At 68.9% G+C, this 18,977-nt stretch carries 13 protein-coding genes; 5 read left to right on the forward strand and 8 right to left on the reverse strand.

The features are described 5' to 3' along the window. Nucleotides 1-72: 72 nt before the first annotated feature. The gene (gene arc, locus ACZ4N5_RS09845) at nucleotides 73-1,839 is read right to left on the reverse strand and encodes a proteasome ATPase (protein ID WP_467756581.1); all 1,767 of its coding nucleotides are present in this window, start codon (nucleotides 1,837-1,839) and stop codon (nucleotides 73-75) included. Nucleotides 1,840-2,092: 253 nt separating this feature from the next. Between arc and ACZ4N5_RS09850 the strand changes: the two genes are divergently transcribed. Continuing rightward, entirely contained in the window at nucleotides 2,093-2,398 is a 306-nt protein-coding gene (locus tag ACZ4N5_RS09850) for a ferredoxin (RefSeq protein WP_356468365.1), read from the forward strand. Between the two features lie 98 nt (nucleotides 2,399-2,496). On the opposite strand, the gene ACZ4N5_RS09855 is transcribed toward ACZ4N5_RS09850, so the two are convergent. The 3 genes from ACZ4N5_RS09855 to ACZ4N5_RS09865 all read right to left on the reverse strand — a co-directional run bounded on the left by ACZ4N5_RS09855 (nucleotide 2,497) and on the right by ACZ4N5_RS09865 (nucleotide 6,531). Continuing rightward, nucleotides 2,497-3,072, reverse strand: a complete 576-nt coding sequence (locus ACZ4N5_RS09855; protein ID WP_467756582.1) for a hypothetical protein — start codon at nucleotides 3,070-3,072, stop codon at nucleotides 2,497-2,499. A gap of 769 nt (nucleotides 3,073-3,841) precedes the next feature. Continuing rightward, complete coding sequence (locus tag ACZ4N5_RS09860; protein WP_467756583.1) at nucleotides 3,842-4,744, reverse strand: tRNA (adenine-N1)-methyltransferase; 903 nt, start codon at nucleotides 4,742-4,744, stop codon at nucleotides 3,842-3,844. Nucleotides 4,745-4,785: 41 nt separating this feature from the next. Further along, complete coding sequence (locus ACZ4N5_RS09865) at nucleotides 4,786-6,531, reverse strand: site-2 protease family protein (protein ID WP_467756584.1); 1,746 nt, start codon at nucleotides 6,529-6,531, stop codon at nucleotides 4,786-4,788. A 176-nt stretch (nucleotides 6,532-6,707) separates the two neighbouring features. On the opposite strand from ACZ4N5_RS09865, the gene ACZ4N5_RS09870 reads away from it, so the two are divergent. Next, nucleotides 6,708-7,652: a RecB family exonuclease gene (locus tag ACZ4N5_RS09870; protein WP_467756585.1), complete on the forward strand. Its 945-nt coding sequence runs from the start codon at nucleotides 6,708-6,710 to the stop codon at nucleotides 7,650-7,652. A 14-nt stretch (nucleotides 7,653-7,666) separates the two neighbouring features. Continuing rightward, on the forward strand, nucleotides 7,667-8,338 hold the full coding sequence (locus tag ACZ4N5_RS09875; protein ID WP_261702934.1) for a response regulator: 672 nt from the start codon (nucleotides 7,667-7,669) through the stop codon (nucleotides 8,336-8,338). Between the two features lie 118 nt (nucleotides 8,339-8,456). On the opposite strand, the gene ACZ4N5_RS09880 is transcribed toward ACZ4N5_RS09875, so the two are convergent. From ACZ4N5_RS09880 to metH, 4 genes are all read right to left on the reverse strand, one after another. Further along, nucleotides 8,457-10,040 carry an ABC transporter substrate-binding protein gene (locus ACZ4N5_RS09880; RefSeq protein ID WP_467756586.1) on the reverse strand — a complete coding sequence of 528 codons (1,584 nt, stop codon included), beginning with the start codon at nucleotides 10,038-10,040 and terminating at the stop codon, nucleotides 8,457-8,459. Between the two features lie 93 nt (nucleotides 10,041-10,133). Next, a complete protein-coding gene (locus ACZ4N5_RS09885) occupies nucleotides 10,134-11,738 on the reverse strand; it encodes an ABC transporter substrate-binding protein (protein WP_467756587.1) in 1,605 nt (534 codons plus the stop codon). Between the two features lie 466 nt (nucleotides 11,739-12,204). Beyond that, nucleotides 12,205-12,906: an HAD family hydrolase gene (locus ACZ4N5_RS09890; RefSeq protein ID WP_467756588.1), complete on the reverse strand. Its 702-nt coding sequence runs from the start codon at nucleotides 12,904-12,906 to the stop codon at nucleotides 12,205-12,207. A 142-nt stretch (nucleotides 12,907-13,048) separates the two neighbouring features. Beyond that, nucleotides 13,049-16,576 (reverse strand): methionine synthase, encoded by a 3,528-nt coding sequence (gene metH, locus ACZ4N5_RS09895; RefSeq protein WP_467756589.1) that lies wholly within the window; start codon nucleotides 16,574-16,576, stop codon nucleotides 13,049-13,051. A 269-nt stretch (nucleotides 16,577-16,845) separates the two neighbouring features. On the opposite strand from metH, the gene ACZ4N5_RS09900 reads away from it, so the two are divergent. Together ACZ4N5_RS09900 and ACZ4N5_RS09905 are read left to right on the forward strand one after the other, a co-directional pair. Next, nucleotides 16,846-17,610, forward strand: coding sequence for an IclR family transcriptional regulator (locus ACZ4N5_RS09900; RefSeq protein WP_467756590.1), 765 nt, complete (start codon nucleotides 16,846-16,848; stop codon nucleotides 17,608-17,610). Nucleotides 17,611-18,075: 465 nt separating this feature from the next. Beyond that, nucleotides 18,076-18,870, forward strand: a complete 795-nt coding sequence (locus tag ACZ4N5_RS09905) for an MIP/aquaporin family protein (RefSeq protein WP_467756591.1) — start codon at nucleotides 18,076-18,078, stop codon at nucleotides 18,868-18,870. The last annotated feature ends 107 nt before the right edge of the window (nucleotides 18,871-18,977 follow it).

Genomic DNA, 18,977 nt, shown 5'->3' on the forward strand with positions numbered 1-18,977 from the left:
GTACTCCGGCCATGACCTGAAAAGCAGTCGGCTGCGGATACCCGTGAAGGGCACCCGCAGCCGCCCTGTCTTTTACAGGTACTGACCGGTGTTGGCCACCGTGTCGATGGAGCGTCCGGTGTCCGCGCCCTGCTTTCCGGTGATGAGCGTACGGATATAGACGATCCGTTCACCCTTCTTTCCGGAGATCCTGGCCCAGTCGTCCGGGTTGGTGGTGTTCGGCAGGTCCTCGTTCTCCTTGAACTCGTCCACGCAGGCCTGGAGGAGGTGGGAGACCCGAAGGCCCTTCTGGCTGTGCTCCAAGAAGTCCTTGATGGCCATCTTCTTGGCGCGGCCCACGATGTTCTCGATCATGGCGCCGGAATTGAAGTCCTTGAAGTAGAGGACTTCCTTGTCACCGTTGGCGTAGGTGACCTCCAGGAAGCGGTTCTCCTCCGACTCGGCGTACATCTGCTCCACGGCTGTCTGGATCATGCCGTGGACGGTGGCCGCCCTGTCGCCGCCGTGCTCTCCCACGTCCTCGGAGTGCAGCGGGAGACGCTCGGTGAGGTACTTCTGGAAGATGTCCTTCGCCGCTTCGGCGTCCGGGCGCTCGATCTTGATCTTCACGTCGAGCCGTCCGGGCCGCAGGATGGCGGGGTCGATCATGTCCTCTCGGTTCGAGGCACCGATCACCACCACGTTCTGCAGGCCCTCCACGCCGTCGATCTCGGCGAGCAGCTGGGGGACGATGGTGTTCTCCACGTCCGAGCTGACGCCTGATCCACGGGTGCGGAAGAGGGACTCCATCTCGTCGAAGAAGACGATGACGGGTGTGCCCTCGCTGGCCTTCTCCCGGGCACGCTGGAAGACGAGGCGGATCTGCCGCTCGGTCTCGCCGACGTACTTGTTCAGGAGTTCGGGGCCCTTGATGTTGAGGAAGAAGCTCTTGCCGGTGGCCTGTCCGGTCACTTCGGCGACCTTCTTGGCCAGCGAGTTGGCCACGGCCTTGGCGATGAGCGTCTTTCCGCATCCGGGGGGCCCGTACAGCAGGACGCCCTTGGGCGGCCGCAGTTCGTGCTCCTTGAAGAGGTCGGGGTAGAGGTAGGGGAGCTCGACCGCGTCGCGGATCATCTCGATCTGGCCGCCCAGACCGCCGATCTGCTCGTAGCCGATGTCCGGAACCTCTTCGAGGACGAGTTCCTCGACCTCGCTCTTCGGAACGATCTCGTAGACATAGCCGGAACGGGGTTCGAGGAGCAGGGCGTCCCCGGGACGGATATTGACGTCCAGGAGCGGCTCGGCGAGCCGTACCACCCGTTCCTCGTCGGTGTGCCCCTGCACGAGGGCGCGCTCGCCGTCCTCCAGGATCTCCTTGAGGGTGACGATGTCGCCCACGCTCTCGTATTCCATGGCCTCGACCACGTTGAGAGCTTCGTTGAGCATCACTTCCTGGCCGCGCCTGAGCTGGTCGAGCTCGACGCTGGGGCTGACGTTCACCCGGAGCTTGCGGCCCCCGGTGAAGATGTCCGCCGTGCCGTCCTCATTCGCCGTGAGGAAGACACCGAAGCCGGCCGGCGGCTGCGCGAGCCGGTCGACTTCTTCCTTGAGGGCCACGATCTGGTCGCGGGCCTCACGGAGCGTGTTCGCGAGCCGCTCGTTCTGTGCGGACACGCCTGCCAGGTTGGTCTGCAACTCGACGATCCGCTCTTCGAGAATCCTCGTGTGCCGCGGAGAGTCGGCGAGCTTGCGTCGCAGGACGGCGATCTCCTGCTCAAGGTAGGCAATCTGCCCGGCGGGGTCATCGGACCCTCGTCCCGGGCGGATGCCGCGGTTCATGTCGTCGTCGTGGGCTGCCACGGTCCTCACCTCCTCCAAGGGGAGCTGGACGCTTCCAGACCCTACCTGGGTGGGTGTCGATTGAAACCCCTAGATCACAAAGACTGTCGGGGTGTGTCCGATCTTCACCCTTGCGCTCTCCCTCACGCCAGGGGAATACCCACCGAACATGATTGGGAAGCGGGCGGAGGTAGGGTCGAAGTGTTCAACACCCGTCAGAGCTGGCCCGATTCCCCAGTCTTCGGTCCGCTCGACGCAGAAAACGGCAGGAGAAATGACCGTGCAGCAGGAGGCCGGAGTCGACGGCGAGGCGCTTGAGGTCTGGATCGACCAGGATCTCTGTACTGGCGACGGGATCTGCGTCCAGTACGCGCCCGAGGTCTTTGAGCTGGACATTGACGGCCTGGCCTACGTGAAGAGCCCCGACGACGAGCTCCTGCAGGCCGTGGGCGCCACAACGCCCGTACCGCTGCCGCTTCTGCGCGATGTGACGGACTCCGCGAAGGAGTGCCCGGGGGACTGCATCCACGTCCGTCGCGTTTCGGACAAGGTCGAGGTCTACGGTCCCGACGCGGAGTGACCTTTCGGGCACCCCGCGTCACCTGATGTCTGGTTCCTCACACCCTCCGCGCCGCGGAGGGTGTTTTCTTTTGTTCGGGTCTCGCGCCGGGGGCGCGCTCACACACTCCGCGCTTCGGACGGTGTCGAGCGGATGAACGCGCCGTTCTTCCACTGCCACTTGGCGCTGTCCTTCAGGTCCGGGCAGCAACTCGGCACGTCGGTCGAGGAGTAGCCGAGCAGAGTGGCTGTGACGGCTCCGTCGCGCACCGCGAAGTCCGTGACGCTCAGCCGGTCCTTGGGATCGACCAGGGTCGCCACGACCCTGGGCTGTTTCGCTCCCTCGGCCTGGGTGAGGACGTAGACGCCGTTGGGCGGGGTGCCGGAGCCGGCGTCGCAGCGGACGACGGCCACGGTCTCGGGGCGGCCGTCGCCGTCCAGGTCCCCGGAGGCCTTCTTCTGCACGAGCACCTTGGTGGGCCCGCAGGTGATCGGGAAGTCCACGCCGGTCGGGTCGGGGGCGGCCACCGGGGCCGTCGCCGCGTTCGGGCCGGCGCCGGGCTGGGCCGCCCTCGCCGGATCGGGGTGAATGACGGACGACAGCGCCACGACTCCGGCGATGGCGGTGGCCGTGGCGACCCACTGGATGGGGCTGGTCTGCGTGTGTGCCAGTTCCGGGACAACGGATTGCTGCACTAGGAGTGTCTCCCGCGAGGGCTGTGCCGGTGGGGGTGGGGTGACCCGCATGGTGCCACACGTCACAGCTTGGCGGAACGGCGGGGTCCGGACTTGTGCAGAGTTCCGGCGGAGTTTCCGGCAGGGTTCCGGGACGGCCCGGCCGGAGCCGTCGGGAGGGCCGTCCCGAGGCCGTCGCGAGGGCATCCCGAGGCCGTCGCGAGGGCATCCCGAGCCCGTCCCGAGAGCATCCCGAGGCCGTCCCGAGGGACATGCCCCAGGCTCCCCTCCTCCGGCCTCCGTACGGCCTGCCGGCTGGCTCGGCGGGCTTGTCGGCCGAGCCCGGACAGACCCGTCGGCCGCCTTCAGCGCGGTCTGGAGGCCGGCCCGGCAGGTACGTCGGCCCAGCTCGCGGCAGCTCCGCCGACGGCCTTCCGCCGGATCCGGCGGCGCGCGCGTCGGGCCCTTGGGCCGGGCTGCCGACAGACCCGTCGACCGCCCTCCAGGCCACCCACCGGGACGCGCCTCAGCCCCGTGAGCCGGGCGCCTGGCACACCCGTCGGATGCCCTCCGGGCCACCTGTCGGCGCACCCCGCAGCGCCGTCCGCCGACTTCTTGAGGACCCGTCAGCAGCCTTGCGAGCGGCCTGTCGGCGGGCTCGGCAGGGCTGTCGGCCGGGGTCCCGGCAGGTCCGTCGATCGGTTCTGATGGTGTGTCAACGGGAAAGCGCTGTGGCCGAGTTCCCGGTCGTTTCCGGGAACTCGGCCACAGTCTTGGTGTGTTGGGTGCGTCAGCGGGCGGTGCCGCCGTCGGCGTTCGGGCCGGAGTAGTCCTCGCCGTACGCGCCCTTGGCGGGGCGGCGGCGGCGCATGGGCGGCTCGACGCCGTCCGCGAGGCGGCGGGCGGTGAGGAGGAAGCCGGTGTGGCCGATCATCCGGTGGTCCGGGCGGACGGCCAGGCCCTCGATGTGCCAGTTGCGGATCATCGATTCCCAGGCGGTCGGCTCGTTGAAGCAGCCGATCTCGCGGATCGACTCGACGGTCCGCGCGAGCTGGGTGGTGGTCGCCACGTAGCAGCAGAGGATGCCGCCGGGGACGAGCGCCTTGGAGACCGCCTCCAGGCATTCCCAGGGAGCGAGCATGTCGAGGATGACGCGGTCGACGTCGGTGTCGCTCAGGTTGTCCTGGAGGTCGCCGACGGTGAGCTGCCAGGCGGGGTGCGGTCCGCCGAAGTAGCGCTCCACGTTCTGCTGGGCGATCTCGGCGAAGTCCTCGCGGCGCTCGTAGGAGTGCAGCATGCCCTGGTCGCCGATGGCGCGCAGCAGGAAGCTGCTGAGCGAGCCGGAGCCGACACCCGCCTCCACGACGCGGGCGCCGGGGAAGATGTCGGCGAAGGCCAGGATCTGCCCCGCGTCCTTGGGGTAGACCACGGCGGCGCCGCGGGGCATGGACAGGACGTAGTCGGGGAGCAGGGGGCGCAGCGCGAGATAGGCGACGTTCCCCGTGGTGCGGACAACGCTGCCCTCGGGAGCACCGATCAGCTCGTCGTGGGGGAAGGAACCCTTGTGGGTATGAAAATTCTTCCCGGCCTCGAGCGTGAACGTGTAGTGGCGGCCCTTGGGGTCGGTCAGCTGAACCTGGTCCCCGACCTTGAAGGGCCCGCGCCTGCGGGCGGCACCGGTCGGTTCGGACATGTGAACAGCCTACCGGTCCCGGACAGGGCCGCCGACCACGGTCAGGAGGGCCGGGCCATGGCCTTCACGAAGGCGCGTTCCACGTCCGCGGCGGACAGGACGCCGTAGATCTCGCCCGAGTCCTCCACCACCAGGTACTCGGTGGCGGGGCTGGCGCGCAGGGCGTCGAGGAGGGCCTCGCCGGCGAGCTCGGCGGAGACCCGCATGCCGTCGGTGAGGTCCTGGGCGAGGCCGCTGACCGTGACCCAGGGGCGGCGGTGCTCGGGTACGCCGACGATGGCGGCCTCGCGGACGAGGGAGAGGGGTTCGCCGTCGGCGTCGACGACGACCAGGGCGCGGGCGCCGACGTCGTTGGCGCGGCGCAGCGCCTCGGAGAGCGGGGTGCTGGTTTCGACCGGGACCGCGCGCCGGGTGAGTGAGCGGGCGCGCAGTTCCGGCAGGTGTTCGCGCAGCCGGGCCATGCGGAGGCTGTTGCCGGCGCCGGTCCAGATGATCGCCGCGAGGATGGCGGCGAGGAGGGCGTCCGTGATGGTGTCCATGCCGCCGACGTTGTCGGGGGCGGCGCCGAGGGCCTGGGACTGGGTGAGCAGGGGCAGTCCGATCAGTACGGAGACGGCGAGGGCGCGGCCGACCCATGCGGCGGCGACGGTGCCGCTCATCGCTCTGCCGGTGATCTTCCAGACGACGGCGCGGAGCATGCGGCCGCCGTCGAGGGGCAGGCCGGGCAGCAGGTTGAAGGCGGCCACGATGAGGTTGGAGATCATCAGGCCGGCCAGCAGGACGCCGGGGACCGTGCCGGGTTCGACGGGCAGCATGGCGAGGTAGAAGAGGCCGGACAGGATGAGGGAGAGCAGCGGGCCGACGAAGGCGAGCACGAATTCCCGGCCGGGGGTCTCGGCCTCCTTCTCGATCTCGGAGACGCCGCCGAAGAACTGGAGCTGGATCCGGCGGACCGGCAGTTTGAAGCGCAGGGCCGCGACGGTGTGGGCGAGTTCGTGGACGAGTACGGAGGCGTAGAAGGCGACCGCGAAGAAGAGGGACACCAGGTAGCGGGCGGCGCCGAGTTCGGGCAGGACGCGGTCGAGCTGGCCGCCGAACACCCAGGTGATCAGTGCGGCGACCAGGAACCAGCTGGGTGCGACGTACACGGGCACGCCGAACGGCCGGCCCATCAGCAGCCCGCCGCCGGGCTCCTTTCCGCGGCGCGGCGGCCGTCCTTTGCCGTTGCCCGTGCGGGCGCGGGTCCGGTGGGCGCCGGCGGGTTCGTCGTGGTCCGTGGGGGACGGCTCCTCGCCGTGAGCCTCGCTCCGGCGGTGGGACGGCTCGGAGGGGTCGCCGTGGGGTCCCGTCTGCTCGGCGTGATCGGTGTCCTCGGTGTGCTCTGTGGAGGCGGGGGTCTTCACCAGCGGGTCGCGGGGCGCTTCGGCGGGGGACACGGGCTCCGGAGCGGGCGTGGGGTGTGCCTCGGGCCCGGTCCGGTCCTGGGGCGTGGTGTCGTCGTGGGGCCCGGGCTCCGGGTGGGAGTCGGTCTCGGTGGCCGCGGGGGAATCGGCGTCGGGTCGGGCGGGGGTTTCCGCCTCGGGCCGGGTGCCGGTGTCCCCGTCGGGGTCCGTGCCGGTCGGGGAGTCGTGACCGGGGGTCGTGGGCGCAGGCCCGGTGGTCTCGGGCCCGGCCGGTTCGGGGCGTGCGTCGGAGGCCGGACCGGCGGAGGCCGAGGGCCTCTCGTGGTGCTCGGTCGCCTTGCCGGTACCGGACCGCGGCTGCCCGCTCCCGCCGCTCTCGTCCACGATGTCCCCTCGTTCGAAGCGTCCCCCGCCCCCGGTTCATGCGGAGCAGGAGGGTCTGGGGTCGATGGTATGCGGCCGTCGCGGCACGTTCCGCCCCGGCACCCCCTCTGTTTTCCGCGCCGTGGCCGCCGCCGGGACCGGTTCGCTGTCGGTGGCGGGCCGTAAGGTCTGTTGTCATGGAAACCAGCACCGAGGGCGCCGTACCCGAAGAAGCGGCCGCGGCCGGCGAGGCCGGCGTGCCCGTCGCCGACATGCCGGCCCCCGCGGTCGCGCGTGCGCCCGCCTCGCTGTCGCCCTCGCGTGCCAGTGACTTCATGCAGTGTCCGTTGCTGTACCGGTTCCGGGTGATCGACAAGCTGCCCGAGAAGCCCAGTGAGGCGGCGACCAGAGGGACGCTGGTGCACGCGGTCCTCGAGCGGCTCTTCGACGCCCCGGCCGCGGACCGGACCGCGCCGCGCGCCAAGTCGCTGATCCCCGCCCAGTGGGACCGGCTGCGGGAGACGAAGCCGGAGGTCGTGGAGCTGTTCGCCGACGACCCGGAGGGGGAGCGGCTCGCGCGCTGGCTCACCGAGGCCGAGCAGTTGGTGGAGCGCTGGTTCACGTTGGAGGACCCGACGCGGCTGGAACCGGCCGAGCGGGAGCTGTTCGTCGAGGCGCGGCTCGATTCCGGGCTCACCCTGCGCGGCATCATCGACCGGGTCGACGTGGCCCCGACGGGCGAGGTCCGGATCGTCGACTACAAGACGGGCAAGGCGCCCCGGCCCGAGTACGCGGAGGGTGCCCTGTTCCAGATGAAGTTCTACGCCCTGGTGGTGTGGCGGCTGAAGCAGGTGATCCCTCGCCGTCTTCAGCTCGTCTATCTCGGCAGCGGTGACGTGCTGACGTACGACCCGGAGATCGCGGACCTGGAGCGGGTCGAGCGCAAGCTGCTCGCGCTGTGGGACGCGATCCGGGAGGCGACGGAGACGGGCGAGTGGCGGCCGCGCCCGACCAAACTCTGTGGCTGGTGCGACCACCAGGCCGTGTGTCCGGAATTCGGTGGTACTCCCCCGGCATATCCGCTCCCGGTCAGGGCGCCCGGGTCGGGCGCCCAGGAGCAGGGCAGAATGGGGCCGGACTAGCGAAGGAGACTTACGTGGCCATCCGCGTCCTACTGGTCGACGACCAGCCGTTGCTGCGCACCGGCTTCCGGATGATTCTGGAAGCGGAGCAGGACCTGGCGGTCGTCGGCGAGGCCGGTGACGGTCTCCAGGCACTCGATCAGGTTCGTGCGCTGCAGCCCGATGTGGTTCTGATGGACATCCGTATGCCGCGGATGGACGGTGTCGAGGCGACGCGGCAGATCACCGGGCCCGGCCGGGACGGTCCGGCGAAGGTCCTCGTGCTGACGACGTTCGACCTCGATGAATACGTGGTGGAGGCGCTTCGCGCGGGCGCCAGCGGTTTCCTCCTCAAGGACGCGCCCGCCAATGAGCTGGTGCAGGCGATCCGGGTGGTCGCGGCGGGCGAGGCGATGCTCGCGCCGAGCATCACGCGCCGGTTGCTCGACAAGTACGCGGGCCATCTGCCGTCCGGCGACGAGCCGGTTCCGGACACATTGCACACGCTGACCGACCGTGAGGTCGAGGTGCTGAAGCTGGTGGCGCGCGGGCTGTCGAACGCGGAGATCGCGGCCGATCTGTTCGTCAGCGAGACCACGGTCAAGACGCATGTGGGGCATGTCCTGACGAAGCTGGGGCTGCGCGACCGGGTGCAGGCCGCGGTGTACGCGTACGAGAGCGGGCTGGTGCGTCCCGGGGCGCAGTAGGCGGTGCCGGTTCTCCGGGCCGGTCCTGGCCCGGTTCGCTCCAGGCAGCGCGAAGGGCGCCCGTTCCGGTGAGGAACGGGCGCCCTTCGTGTACGGCGGGGACGCGAGCGGTGCTCGGTCAGCCCTTGTAGATCTCCCAGAAGCGGAACACGGTCGAGGCGTCGAGGCAGTTCTCGAGGCCGTAGACGCTGTCGCGGGCGACGGCGTACTGCTTGGCCTGCCAGATCGGGAGGAGGGGCACGTCAGCGGCGACCAGGTCCTGGAGCTTTCCGTATTCGGCCTCGGTCGAGGCGCGGTCGCTCTGGGCGGCCGTCTTCGGGATGAGGCTGCCGGTGATCGTGCTGTTGGTGTAGTTGTTGCTCAGCACGTTGCCCTTGCCGAAGAACGGGGCCGTGAAGTTGTCCGGGTCCGGGTAGTCGGGCACCCAGCCCTTCACGTACACGCCGTACTTGCCGGCGGTGACGTCCTGCTCGTACTGGCCGTAGGCGACGGACTTCACGGTCGCGTCGAACAGTCCGCTGGCGTTGAGCTGCTTGGCGATCGCCTTGAACTCCTGGTCCGTGGCGGGACCGTAGCGCGAGGGGGTCGACCAGAGGGTGAGCTTCACCTTGCCGGTGATGCCCTCGGCGTGGAGCGCGGCCGCGGCCTTGGACCGCGACGGGCGGGCGCCGTAGGTGTCGAAGAAGGAGGTGCTGTGCCCGGTGACGCCGGAGGGGACGATCGAGTACAGCGGGGTCGCCGTGTCCTGGTAGACGTCGCCGACGAGGGCGTCGCGGTCCAGGAGGTAGGCGATGGCCTTGCGGACGCCGAGCTTGCCGGCCACCGGGTCGTCCATGTTGAAGACCATGTGCTGGACTTCGGCGCTGGTTCCCTCGACGACGTTGATGCCGCTGTTGGTCCCGGAGGCGTTCTGGATCTCCGCGATGTCGTCGGCGGCGAGGCCTCGGTAGGCGACGTCGATCTGCTTGTTCAGCAGAGAGTTCTTCAGGGCCGCCTGGTCGCCGTGGAAGAACTGCAGCGTGACGCCGGTGTTCTTGGCCTTGACGGTGCCCTTGTAGCTCGGGTTGACCGAGAAGACGGCCTTGTCGTGGCTGAAGGAGTCGAGCTTGTACGGGCCGGAACCGACGGCCTCGTTGTCCTTGCGGAGCGCGTTCGTGGCGTACTGCTGGTGGTCCACGATCGAGCCGGCGCCGGAGGCGATCTTGCTCGGGAAGGTGGCGTCGGCGTACTTGAGGTGGAAGACGACGGTCTTGGCGTCCGGCGTGACGACCCGGTCGAGCATGGGGAACATGATCGCCGGACCGGCATTGTCGTTGATCTTCAGCATGCGGTCGAAGGAGAACTTCACGTCCGCCGAGGTGAGCGCGTCACCGTTGCTGAACTTCAGGCCGTCCTGCAGCGTGCACGTGTAGACCTTGGTGCCGGTGTCGGTGAACGCGCACTCCTTGGCCGCTTCCGGCTCGGGCTCCGTTCCACCCTTGGGGAAGCTCAACAGCGACTGGAAGACGTTGTTGAACAGCAGCCACGATCCTGGGTCGTAGCCGGAAGCCGGGTCGGTGGCCAGGACGTCGTCGGACATCCCGATCACCACGGAGGAGCTGCTGCTCCCGGTGCTGCCCGTTTCCGAGCCACAGCCGGTCAACAGGCCGGAGGCCAGCCCCGCCACGATCGGCAGGACTGGCCACTGGTTACGCATGTTCACTTGCACGTGCCTTGTCGTTGGATCTGCTGAACCCGGGACCGTAGGGCCCCGGGCCGGATCCGGGGCCTGACGGCCCCGGATCGGATGGTTCGGTCACCCGCTGACGCCGCGGCTGAGCTCCCACAGCTGGAGGGTGGAGGAGGAGTTGAGCGCCCACTCCGAGCCCGTGATGTTGTCGCGGGCGGCGATGTACTGCTTGCCCTGCCAGAGCGGGATCAGCGGGACGTCGTTCGCGACGATGTCCTGGATGGTCGTGAGGCTCTTCGTCGCGGTGGCGCGGTCGGCCTCGCGCCGGGAGGCGGGGATGAGGTTGTTGATGATGTTGCTGTTCGAGTAGGGCGACTTGAGGAAGTTGTCCTTGTCGAGGAACGGCGCCAGGTAGTTGTCGGCGTCCGGGAAGTCGGGGAACCAGCCCATGCCCCAGACGTCGTACTTGCCGGCCCGCTCGGCGGGGACGAACTTGTCCCAGCTCGTGCCCTGGGTGGTGACGTCGAAGAGACCGCTCGCGTTGAGCTGCTTCTTCAGGACGTCGAACTCCTGCGCGGTGACCGTGCCGTAGTGGTCGGTCGTGTAGTGCAGGGTGACCTTGACCGGGGTGGTGATGCCGGCCTTGGTGAGCAGCGACTGGGCCTTGCTGACGCTCGGGTCGCCGTACTTGTTGAAGAACGCGTTGGAGTGACCCGTGATGGTCGCCGGGACCATCGAGTACAGCGGCTCGGCCTGCGAACCGTACACCTTGGCGACGAGTTCACCGCGGTTGATGAGCTGCGCCATGGCCTGACGGACGGCCGTCGACTTCACCGACGCGGAGTCGGTGTTGAAGGCCAGGTAGCGGATTTCCAGGCCGGGCATCTCGTTCAGGTTGATGTTGCCACCCGAAGCGTTGTCCAGCTTGGTGATCTGTGCCGGCGTCATCGAGCGCGTCATCAGGTCGATGTCGCCGTTTTCGAGGGCCGTGCCCATGGCCGCGGCGCTCTCGTAGGAGCGCATCTCGACCTTGGAGTTCTTGATCTTCAACTGCCCCTTGTAGTGGGAGTTCTTCGTGAAGACGGCCTTGACGACGGTGTCGTCCTTGACCTCGGTCTCCACGGTGTACGGCCCGGAGCCGTCTACGGAGAAGCCGTCGCGCAGCTTGTTCTTCTCGTAGTCCGCCGGGTTCACGATGCCGGCGACCGGGGTCGACAGCTTGAACGGGAAGGTGGCGTCGGCGCTGTTGAGGTGGAAGATCACCTCGCGGTCGCCCCGCGTCTCGACGGTGTCGATGGTGGACAGCAGGGCGAACACACCACTGTCGGCCTTGATGGCCCTCGCACGGTCGATCGAGAACTTGACGTCCTTCGCGGTGATCGCGTCACCGTTGGAGAACTGCAGGCCCTCGCGCAGCGTGCACACGTAACGCTCGTTGCCGCTGTCGCTGAACCCGCACTTCTCGGCAGCCTCGGGCTGCGGCTGACCGTCACCACGCGGCTGGACCATCAGCGTCTGCACGGTCTGACGCAGCACGTTCCAGGTGCCGACGTCGTACGCGTACGCCGGGTCGAACGGAGCCGGGGCATCCTTCGACGCGGTGAACCGGTCCGTGGTGCCGACAACGATGGCATCGCCGCTGTTGCTCCCGCTGGCGGACCCACCACACGCGGCGAGCACCGGGGCGAGCAGGCCAACCACGGCCGGCAGCACCAAAGTCTTGCGGTTCATGCTCGTGTTTCTCCAGAGCTGTAGTTTCCGCGAACCGGCATGCAGGGGTGGCGCGGCGGGTCACGGGGTTACGGCGATGTTCTCGCGCTGACATTAGTCCGCACCACCGGGTCGGCCATCAGACGCCGGAGCGGCCTTCCGCTCACGCTGCGAAACCGGGCGTGGACGCACCGATAACCCGACACGGGAAGGATTAGTGCAGCCTTTCATCAATCGGGACACAAGGGCACGCCGGTCCTTCACAAACGGGGGGTGCGTGCACAAGTCGGTCCCGCTGTCGACCCCCCGTCACGTGGCGAACGTCACACCGTCAAATTGATTGAGGGGCACCGGAATTCGGCCATCCGACCCGTTATGAATGGCCACCGGGCCCTCGCTCGCATTTACCACAGGGAACCGCCGGGCCTTTCCCCGGCATTCGACCCCGCGCGCTGAGTGATCAAGCGGGCCACGCTCGGTGGACTTTTCAGCGCATTTCCGTCATCAGACGGTGCAGAAAGGGCAGGTCGACCTCTTCCAGAGAACTCACCACGGTGCGGCGGGCGGCCGGGGCGATCGGCGCGACCGAGGGGACGGCGACCACCTGGCAGCCCGCGGCCTCGGCGGAGGCGACACCGGTCGAGGTGTCCTCGATGACGGCACATCGCGCCGGTTCGGCGCCGAGCCGCGCGGCGGCGAGCAGATACGGGTCGGGGAACGGCTTGGTCCGCTCCACCTCGTCGCCCGCGACGGTCAGCGCGAAGAAGTGGGAGCCGATCGCGCCCAGGACGCGGTCGATGATCCGCCGGTGCGAGGCGGAGACCAGCGCGGTGGGGATCTCGTGCGCCGCGAGCTCGGCGAGGAGCCTGGCCGCGCCCGGCATCAGCGGCAGGGAACGGCCGATGCGCTCCTCGAACCCGTCGTTGAGCAGCACGGACAGCTCGGGGAGGGCGATGTCGGCGCCCGTGGCCTCGATGAGGAAGCCCGCGCTGCGGGTCATCGGACCGCCGACCACCACATGGCGCCAGGAGTCGTCCAGCGCGTGTCCGAGGGCCTTGAAGACCTCGACCTCCACGTCCCACCAGAAGCCCTCGGTGTCCACCAGGGTTCCGTCCATGTCGAGGAGAACGGCCTGCAGGGCTGAGCCTTCGGCCGTACGAGTTCCGAGCGCGGGGACCGTACTGGTCATCCTGGCGCACCTCCTTGAGGGACGATCAGGCCGGTTGCCCCCTTTTTTACGCCAGGGGACAACCGGCCTGCGATGGACCGACAAGTGTACGACTTATCCGATCAGTGTGCGTGACGGCGCGGACCACAGCGCGTCGGAGCCCTCACCGTGCGTTGAAGTACTTCGCCTCCGGGTGGTGGATCACGATCGCGTCGGTCGACTGCTCCGGGTGGAGCTGGAACTCCTCGGAGAGGTGGACGCCGATGCGCTCGGGCTCCAGGAGCTGCGCGATCTTGGCCCGGTCCTCCAGGTTGGGGCAGGCGCCGTAGCCGAGCGAGAAGCGTGCGCCGCGGTACTTCAGGGCGAACATGTCTTCGACGTCGGCGGGGTCCTCCCCCGCGAAGCCCAGCTCCGAGCGCACCCGCGCGTGCCAGTACTCGGCGAGTGCCTCGGCCAGCTGTACGGAGAGACCGTGCAGCTCGAGGTAGTCGCGGTAGGCGTTGGACTCGAAGAGTTTGGCGGTCTCCTCGCCGATCCGGGAGCCGACGGTGACGACCTGCAGGCCGACCACGTCGGTCTCCCCCGACTCCTCCGGGCGGAAGAAGTCGGCCAGGCACAGCCGGCGGCCCCGGCGCTGGCGGGGGAACGTGAAGCGGGTCCGCTCGTTGCCCCGCTCGTCCAGGATGATCAGGTCGTCGTCCTTGGAGACGCACGGGAAGTAGCCGTAGACCACGGCCGCCTCCAGCAGGTTGTCGGTCTGGAGCCGGTCCAGCAGCCCGCGCAGCCGCGGCCGGCCCTCGGTCTCGACCAGTTCCTCGTACGTCGGCCCGTCGCCGGCACGGGCCTGCTTGAGACCCCACTGGCCCTTGAACAGGGCGCCCTCGTCCAGCCAGGAGGCGTACTCCTTGAGCTGGATGCCCTTGATCACGCGGGTGCCGGTGAAGGGCGGGCTCGGGACGGGGTTGTCGACGGAGACGTCGGAGCGGACGTGGCCCTCTTCCGGGCGCTCCTCGACGACCACGTCCGCGGCGGCGCGCACCCGGCGCTGCTTGAGTTCGGGCAGCACCGCTCCGGGCACCCCGCGCTTGACGCCGATCAGGGCGTCCATCAGGCGCAGGCCCTCGAAGGCGTCGCGGGCGTAGCGGACCTCGCCCTGGTAGATCTCGTACAGGTCCTGTTCGACGTAGGCCCGGGTCAGGGCCGCTCCGCCGAGGATTACCGGGTAGTCCGCGGACAGGCCCCGCTGGTTCAGCTCCTCCAGGTTCTCCTTCATGATCACCGTGGATTTGACCAGGAGCCCGGACATGCCGATGACGTCGGCCCTGTGCTCCTCGGCGGCGTCCAGGATCGCGGAGACCGGCTGCTTGATGCCGAGGTTGACGACGTTGTAGCCGTTGTTGGACAGGATGATGTCGACGAGGTTCTTGCCGATGTCGTGGACGTCGCCGCGGACGGTGGCGAGCACGATGGTGCCCTTGCCCTCCGAGTCCGACTTCTCCATGTGCGGTTCGAGGTAGGCGACGGCCGTCTTCATGACCTCGGCGGACTGGAGCACGAACGGCAGCTGCATCTGGCCGGAACCGAACAGCTCGCCGACCACCTTCATGCCGTCCAGCAGGGTCTCGTTGACGATGTCGAGGGCGGGGCGGTCCTGGAGGGCCTCGGCGAGGTCGGCCTCCAGACCGTTCTTCTCGCCGTCGATGATCCGCCGCTTCAGCCGCTCCTCCAGCGGCAGCGCGGCCAGTTCCTCGGCCTTGCCGGCCTTGAGCGACTTGGTGGTGGCGCCCTCGAACAGCGCCATCAGCTTCTGCAGCGGGTCGTAGCCCTCGGCCCTGCGGTCGTAGATGAGGTCGAGGGCGGTGGTGACCTCCTCCTCGCTGAAGCGGGCGATCGGCAGGATCTTGGACGCGTGCACGATCGCCGAGTCCAGGCCCGCCTTGACGCACTCGTCCAGGAAGACCGAGTTCAGCAGGATGCGGGCGGCGGGGTTCAGGCCGAAGGAGATGTTGGACAGGCCGAGCGTGGTCTGCACGTCCGGGCGGCGGCGCTTGAGCTCGCGGATCGCCTCGATCGTCGCGATGCCGTCCTTGCGCGACTCCTCCTGGCCCGTGCAGATCGTGAAGGTCAGGGTGTCGATGAGGATGTCGGACTCGTGAATGCCCCAGTTGCCCGTGAGGTCCTCGATGAGCCGTTCGGCGATGGCGACCTTGGTCTCGACGGTCCGGGCCTGGCCCTCCTCGTCGATGGTCAGCGCGATCAGCGCGGCACCGTGCTCCTGCGCCAGTCGGGTGACCTTCGCGAACCGGGACTCGGGCCCGTCGCCGTCCTCGTAGTTGACGGAGTTGATGACCGCGCGGCCGCCGAGGCGCTCCAGGCCCGCGCGGATCACCGGGACCTCGGTGGAGTCCAGCACGATCGGCAGCGTGGAGGCGGTGGCGAAACGGCCGGCCAGCTCGTCCATGTCGGCGACGCCGTCCCTGCCGACGTAGTCGACGCACAGGTCGAGCATGTGCGCGCCCTCGCGGATCTGGTCGCGGGCCATCTCCACACAGTCGTCCCAGCGGGCCTCCAGCATGGCCTCGCGGAACTTCTTCGAGCCGTTGGCGTTGGTTCGCTCACCGATCGCCATGTAGGCGGTGTCCTGACGGAACGAGACCGTCTGGTAGAGGGAGGCGGCCCCGGGCTCGGGCTGCGGGCTGCGCTCGGTGGGGGTGACACCGTTCACCCGCTCCACCACTTGGCGCAGGTGCTCGGGTGTCGTACCGCAGCAGCCGCCGACCAGGGAGAGGCCGTAGTCCCGTACGAAGTTCTCCTGGGCGTCGGCCAGTCCTTCCGCGTCGAGCGGGAAGTGGGCGCCGTCCTTCGTCAGGACCGGCAGACCGGCGTTCGGCATGCACAGCAGGGGGATGCGGGAGTGGCGCGTGAGGTAGCGCAGGTGCTCGCTCATCTCGGCGGGGCCGGTCGAGCAGTTCAGACCGATCATGTCGATGCCGAGCGGCTCCAGCGCGGTCAGCGCGGCGCCGATCTCGGAGCCGAGCAGCATCGTGCCGGTCGTCTCGAAGGCCATCGAGACGAGCAGCGGCACCCGGACGCCGGTCGCCTCCATCGCGCGGTGCGCGCCGAGCACGGAGGACTTCGTCTGCAGCAGGTCCTGGGTGGTCTCGACGATCAGCGCGTCGGCGCCGCCCGCGAGCAGGCCCTCGGCGTTGGCCTGGAAGCCGTCGCGCAGGGTGCCGTAGGAGACGTGGCCGAGCGTCGGCAGCTTCGTGCCGGGGCCGATCGAGCCGAGGACCCAGCGCTGCCGGCCGTCGCGGGCGCCGAACGCGTCGGCGACCTCGCGGGCGATCCGGGCCCCGGCCTCGGAGAGCTCGTGGACGCGGTCCGCGATGTCGTACTCGGCCATCGCCGAGTGGTTGGCTCCGAAGGTGTTCGTCTCGACGCAGTCGACGCCGACCTCGAAGTACGCCTCGTGGACGGAGCGCACGATGTCGGGGCGGGTGATGTTGAGGATCTCGTTGCAACCCTCGAGGTTCTCGAAGTCCTCGAGCGTCGGGTCCTGCGCCTGAAGCATCGTGCCCATCGCGCCGTCGGCGACCACGACACGGGTGGCGAGCGCTTCTCGGAGTGCGTCGGTTCGCTTGCGGCCCTCGGAAAGACCGGACGAAAGGGACGGGTTCGGCAACGAGGCCATGAAGGTGCTCCCTGGAGTGCGACGGCTGTCGGCTTTGCGCTTCCCATGGAAGGCGCACGCCGTCAGGGTAGCCCGGAGCACCGCCGATCAGTCGTGGGCGTCCACGAGCCGGACGGGCGTGGCGTGGGTGACGGTGGTGTGGAGACGGACGGAACGTGGGGCGACCACCCATTGGCGGGAGCTCGGTGACGACCGGTAGTGTTCGACATTGCCGAACGGCAGCGGGCAGTCGCACGCCGGCGGTCGAAGGGGACGGAGGCAGCACGGCGATGGCACGGAACATCCAGTCGCTCGAACGGGCAGCGGCGATGCTGCGGCTGCTGGCGGGCGGCGAGCGACAGCTCGGCCTGTCGGACATCGCCTCCTCGCTGGGCCTGGCCAAGGGCACCGCCCACGGCATCCTGCGCACCCTCCAGCAGGAGGGGTTCGTCGAGCAGGACACGGCTTCCGGGCGCTACCAGCTGGGCGCCGAGCTGCTGCGCCTCGGCACCACCTATCTCGACGTGCACGAACTGCGGGCGCGTGCCCTGGTGTGGACCGACGACCTGGCCCGTTCCAGCGGCGAGAGCGTCTATCTGGGCGTGCTGCACCAGCAGGGCGTACTGATCGTGCACCACGTCTTCCGGCCCGACGACAGCCGTCAGGTGCTGGAGGTGGGGGCGATGCAGCCGCTGCACTCCACAGCGCTGGGCAAGGTGCTGTCGGCGTACGACCCGGTGGCGCACAGCGAGGTCCTGGAGGTCGAGCGCAAGGCGTTCACACCGCGGACGATCAGCGAACTGGACCAGTTCGAGGGCGTTCTCGACGTGACCCGCGGGCGCGGGTACGCGGACGACGTCGAGGAGACCTGGACGGGTGTCGCCTCGGTGGCCGCCCCGATCCACAACCGGCGGCGGATGCCCGTCGGCGCGGTGGGCATCACCGGGGCCGTGGAGCGGGTGTGCAAGGACGGGGAGCTGCGCCCGGACCTGATCGCCGCCGTACGGGACTGTGCCCGCGCGGTGTCGCGGGACCTGGGCGCCGGGCGGTTCTGACGCGTACGGCGTTCACCAGGCGGTTCTGACGCGAACGCCGTTCACCAGGCGGTCCCGACGCGTACGGCGTTCACCAGGCGGTCCCGACGCGTACGGCGTTCACCGGGCGGTTCCGAAGCGCACAGGTCCCGGGTTCGAGCGGGACGGGGTCCGAGGTTCACAGGAGACAAGGCCGGGAAGCGGAATGCTTCCCGGCCTCCTTCGTATGCCCTGGGACGGGCGACGACGCACCGATAGCACACAGCAATCAATAACGATCGTGTTTTCGATAACCGAACCCTTGACGAGCTGGTAACGCGAGAGCAAGACTCCCGTCCATCGGTCGACATTGTCGAACACCTACCGGTAATACGCGTTAGAGTGTGGCAATGCCAGGGCCGAGACCGCTCTCACTCCCCGAGAGCACGAACCACCGGAGGGACCCGGGGTTCGGCTTCCCCTGGACGAAGGACAAAGGAGTCGCGGGTGTCCAGCTCCGACATCTTCATCGGCGAGACCATCGGTACCGCCGTTCTCATCCTGCTGGGCGGTGGCGTGTGCGCCGCCGTCACGCTGAAGGCCTCCAAGGCGCGAGGCGCCGGATGGCTCGCCATCGCCTTCGGGTGGGGCTTCGCGGTCATGACCGCGGTCTACATCTCGGCGCCGCTCTCCGGCGCTCACCTCAACCCGGCCGTGACACTCGCCCTCGCGATCAAGGACGACGACTACAGCAACCTGGCCACCTACTGGGGCGGGCAGCTGCTCGGCGCCATGATCGGTGCGTCGCTGGTCTGGGTCGCCTACTACGGTCAGTTCCTCGCGCACCTCACCGACCGCGAGATCGTCGGTGGTCCGGGTGCGCAGGCCACCAGGACCAAGGCCGTCGAGGCCCAGGAGACCGGCGCGGGCCCCGTGCTCGGCATCTTCTCCACCGGCCCCGAGATCCGGAACATCGTGCAGAACCTCGCCACCGAGATCATCGGCACCGTCGTCCTGATCCTCGCGATCCTCACGCAGGGTCTGAACGACAACGGCAACGGCCTGGGCACCCTGGGCGCCCTGATCACCTCCTTCGTGGTGGTGAGCATCGGCCTCTCGCTCGGCGGCCCCACCGGCTACGCGATCAACCCGGCCCGTGACCTCGGTCCGCGCATCGTGCACGCCCTGCTCCCCCTGCCCAACAAGGGTGGTTCCGACTGGAGCTACGCCTGGATACCGGTCGTCGGTCCGCTCATCGGCGGCGCGATCGCAGCAGGCATATACAACGTCGCCTTCGCTTAGGAGCCCCCGCTCCAGCACGCTTGGAAGCCGCGCCCCAAGAGCCGCGAGCCGCACAGCACCGCTTAGAAGCACCGCGCCGTAAACAGCCCCTTCCCGACGGACACCAG

It is taken from the genome of Streptomyces sp. NPDC026500 (assembly GCF_055567635.1).

Coding starts and splice junctions, on each gene's coding strand:
- ACZ4N5_RS09870 (WP_467756585.1), top strand. CDS start 6,708: ATGGAAACCAGCACCGAGGGCGCCGTACCCGAAGAAGCGGCCGCGGCC.
- ACZ4N5_RS09860 (WP_467756583.1), bottom strand. CDS start 4,744: ATGTCCGAACCGACCGGTGCCGCCCGCAGGCGCGGGCCCTTCAAGGTC.
- metH (WP_467756589.1), bottom strand. CDS start 16,576: ATGGCCTCGTTGCCGAACCCGTCCCTTTCGTCCGGTCTTTCCGAGGGC.
- ACZ4N5_RS09890 (WP_467756588.1), bottom strand. CDS start 12,906: ATGACCAGTACGGTCCCCGCGCTCGGAACTCGTACGGCCGAAGGCTCA.
- ACZ4N5_RS09885 (WP_467756587.1), bottom strand. CDS start 11,738: ATGAACCGCAAGACTTTGGTGCTGCCGGCCGTGGTTGGCCTGCTCGCC.
- ACZ4N5_RS09850 (WP_356468365.1), top strand. CDS start 2,093: ATGACCGTGCAGCAGGAGGCCGGAGTCGACGGCGAGGCGCTTGAGGTC.
- ACZ4N5_RS09900 (WP_467756590.1), top strand. CDS start 16,846: ATGGCACGGAACATCCAGTCGCTCGAACGGGCAGCGGCGATGCTGCGG.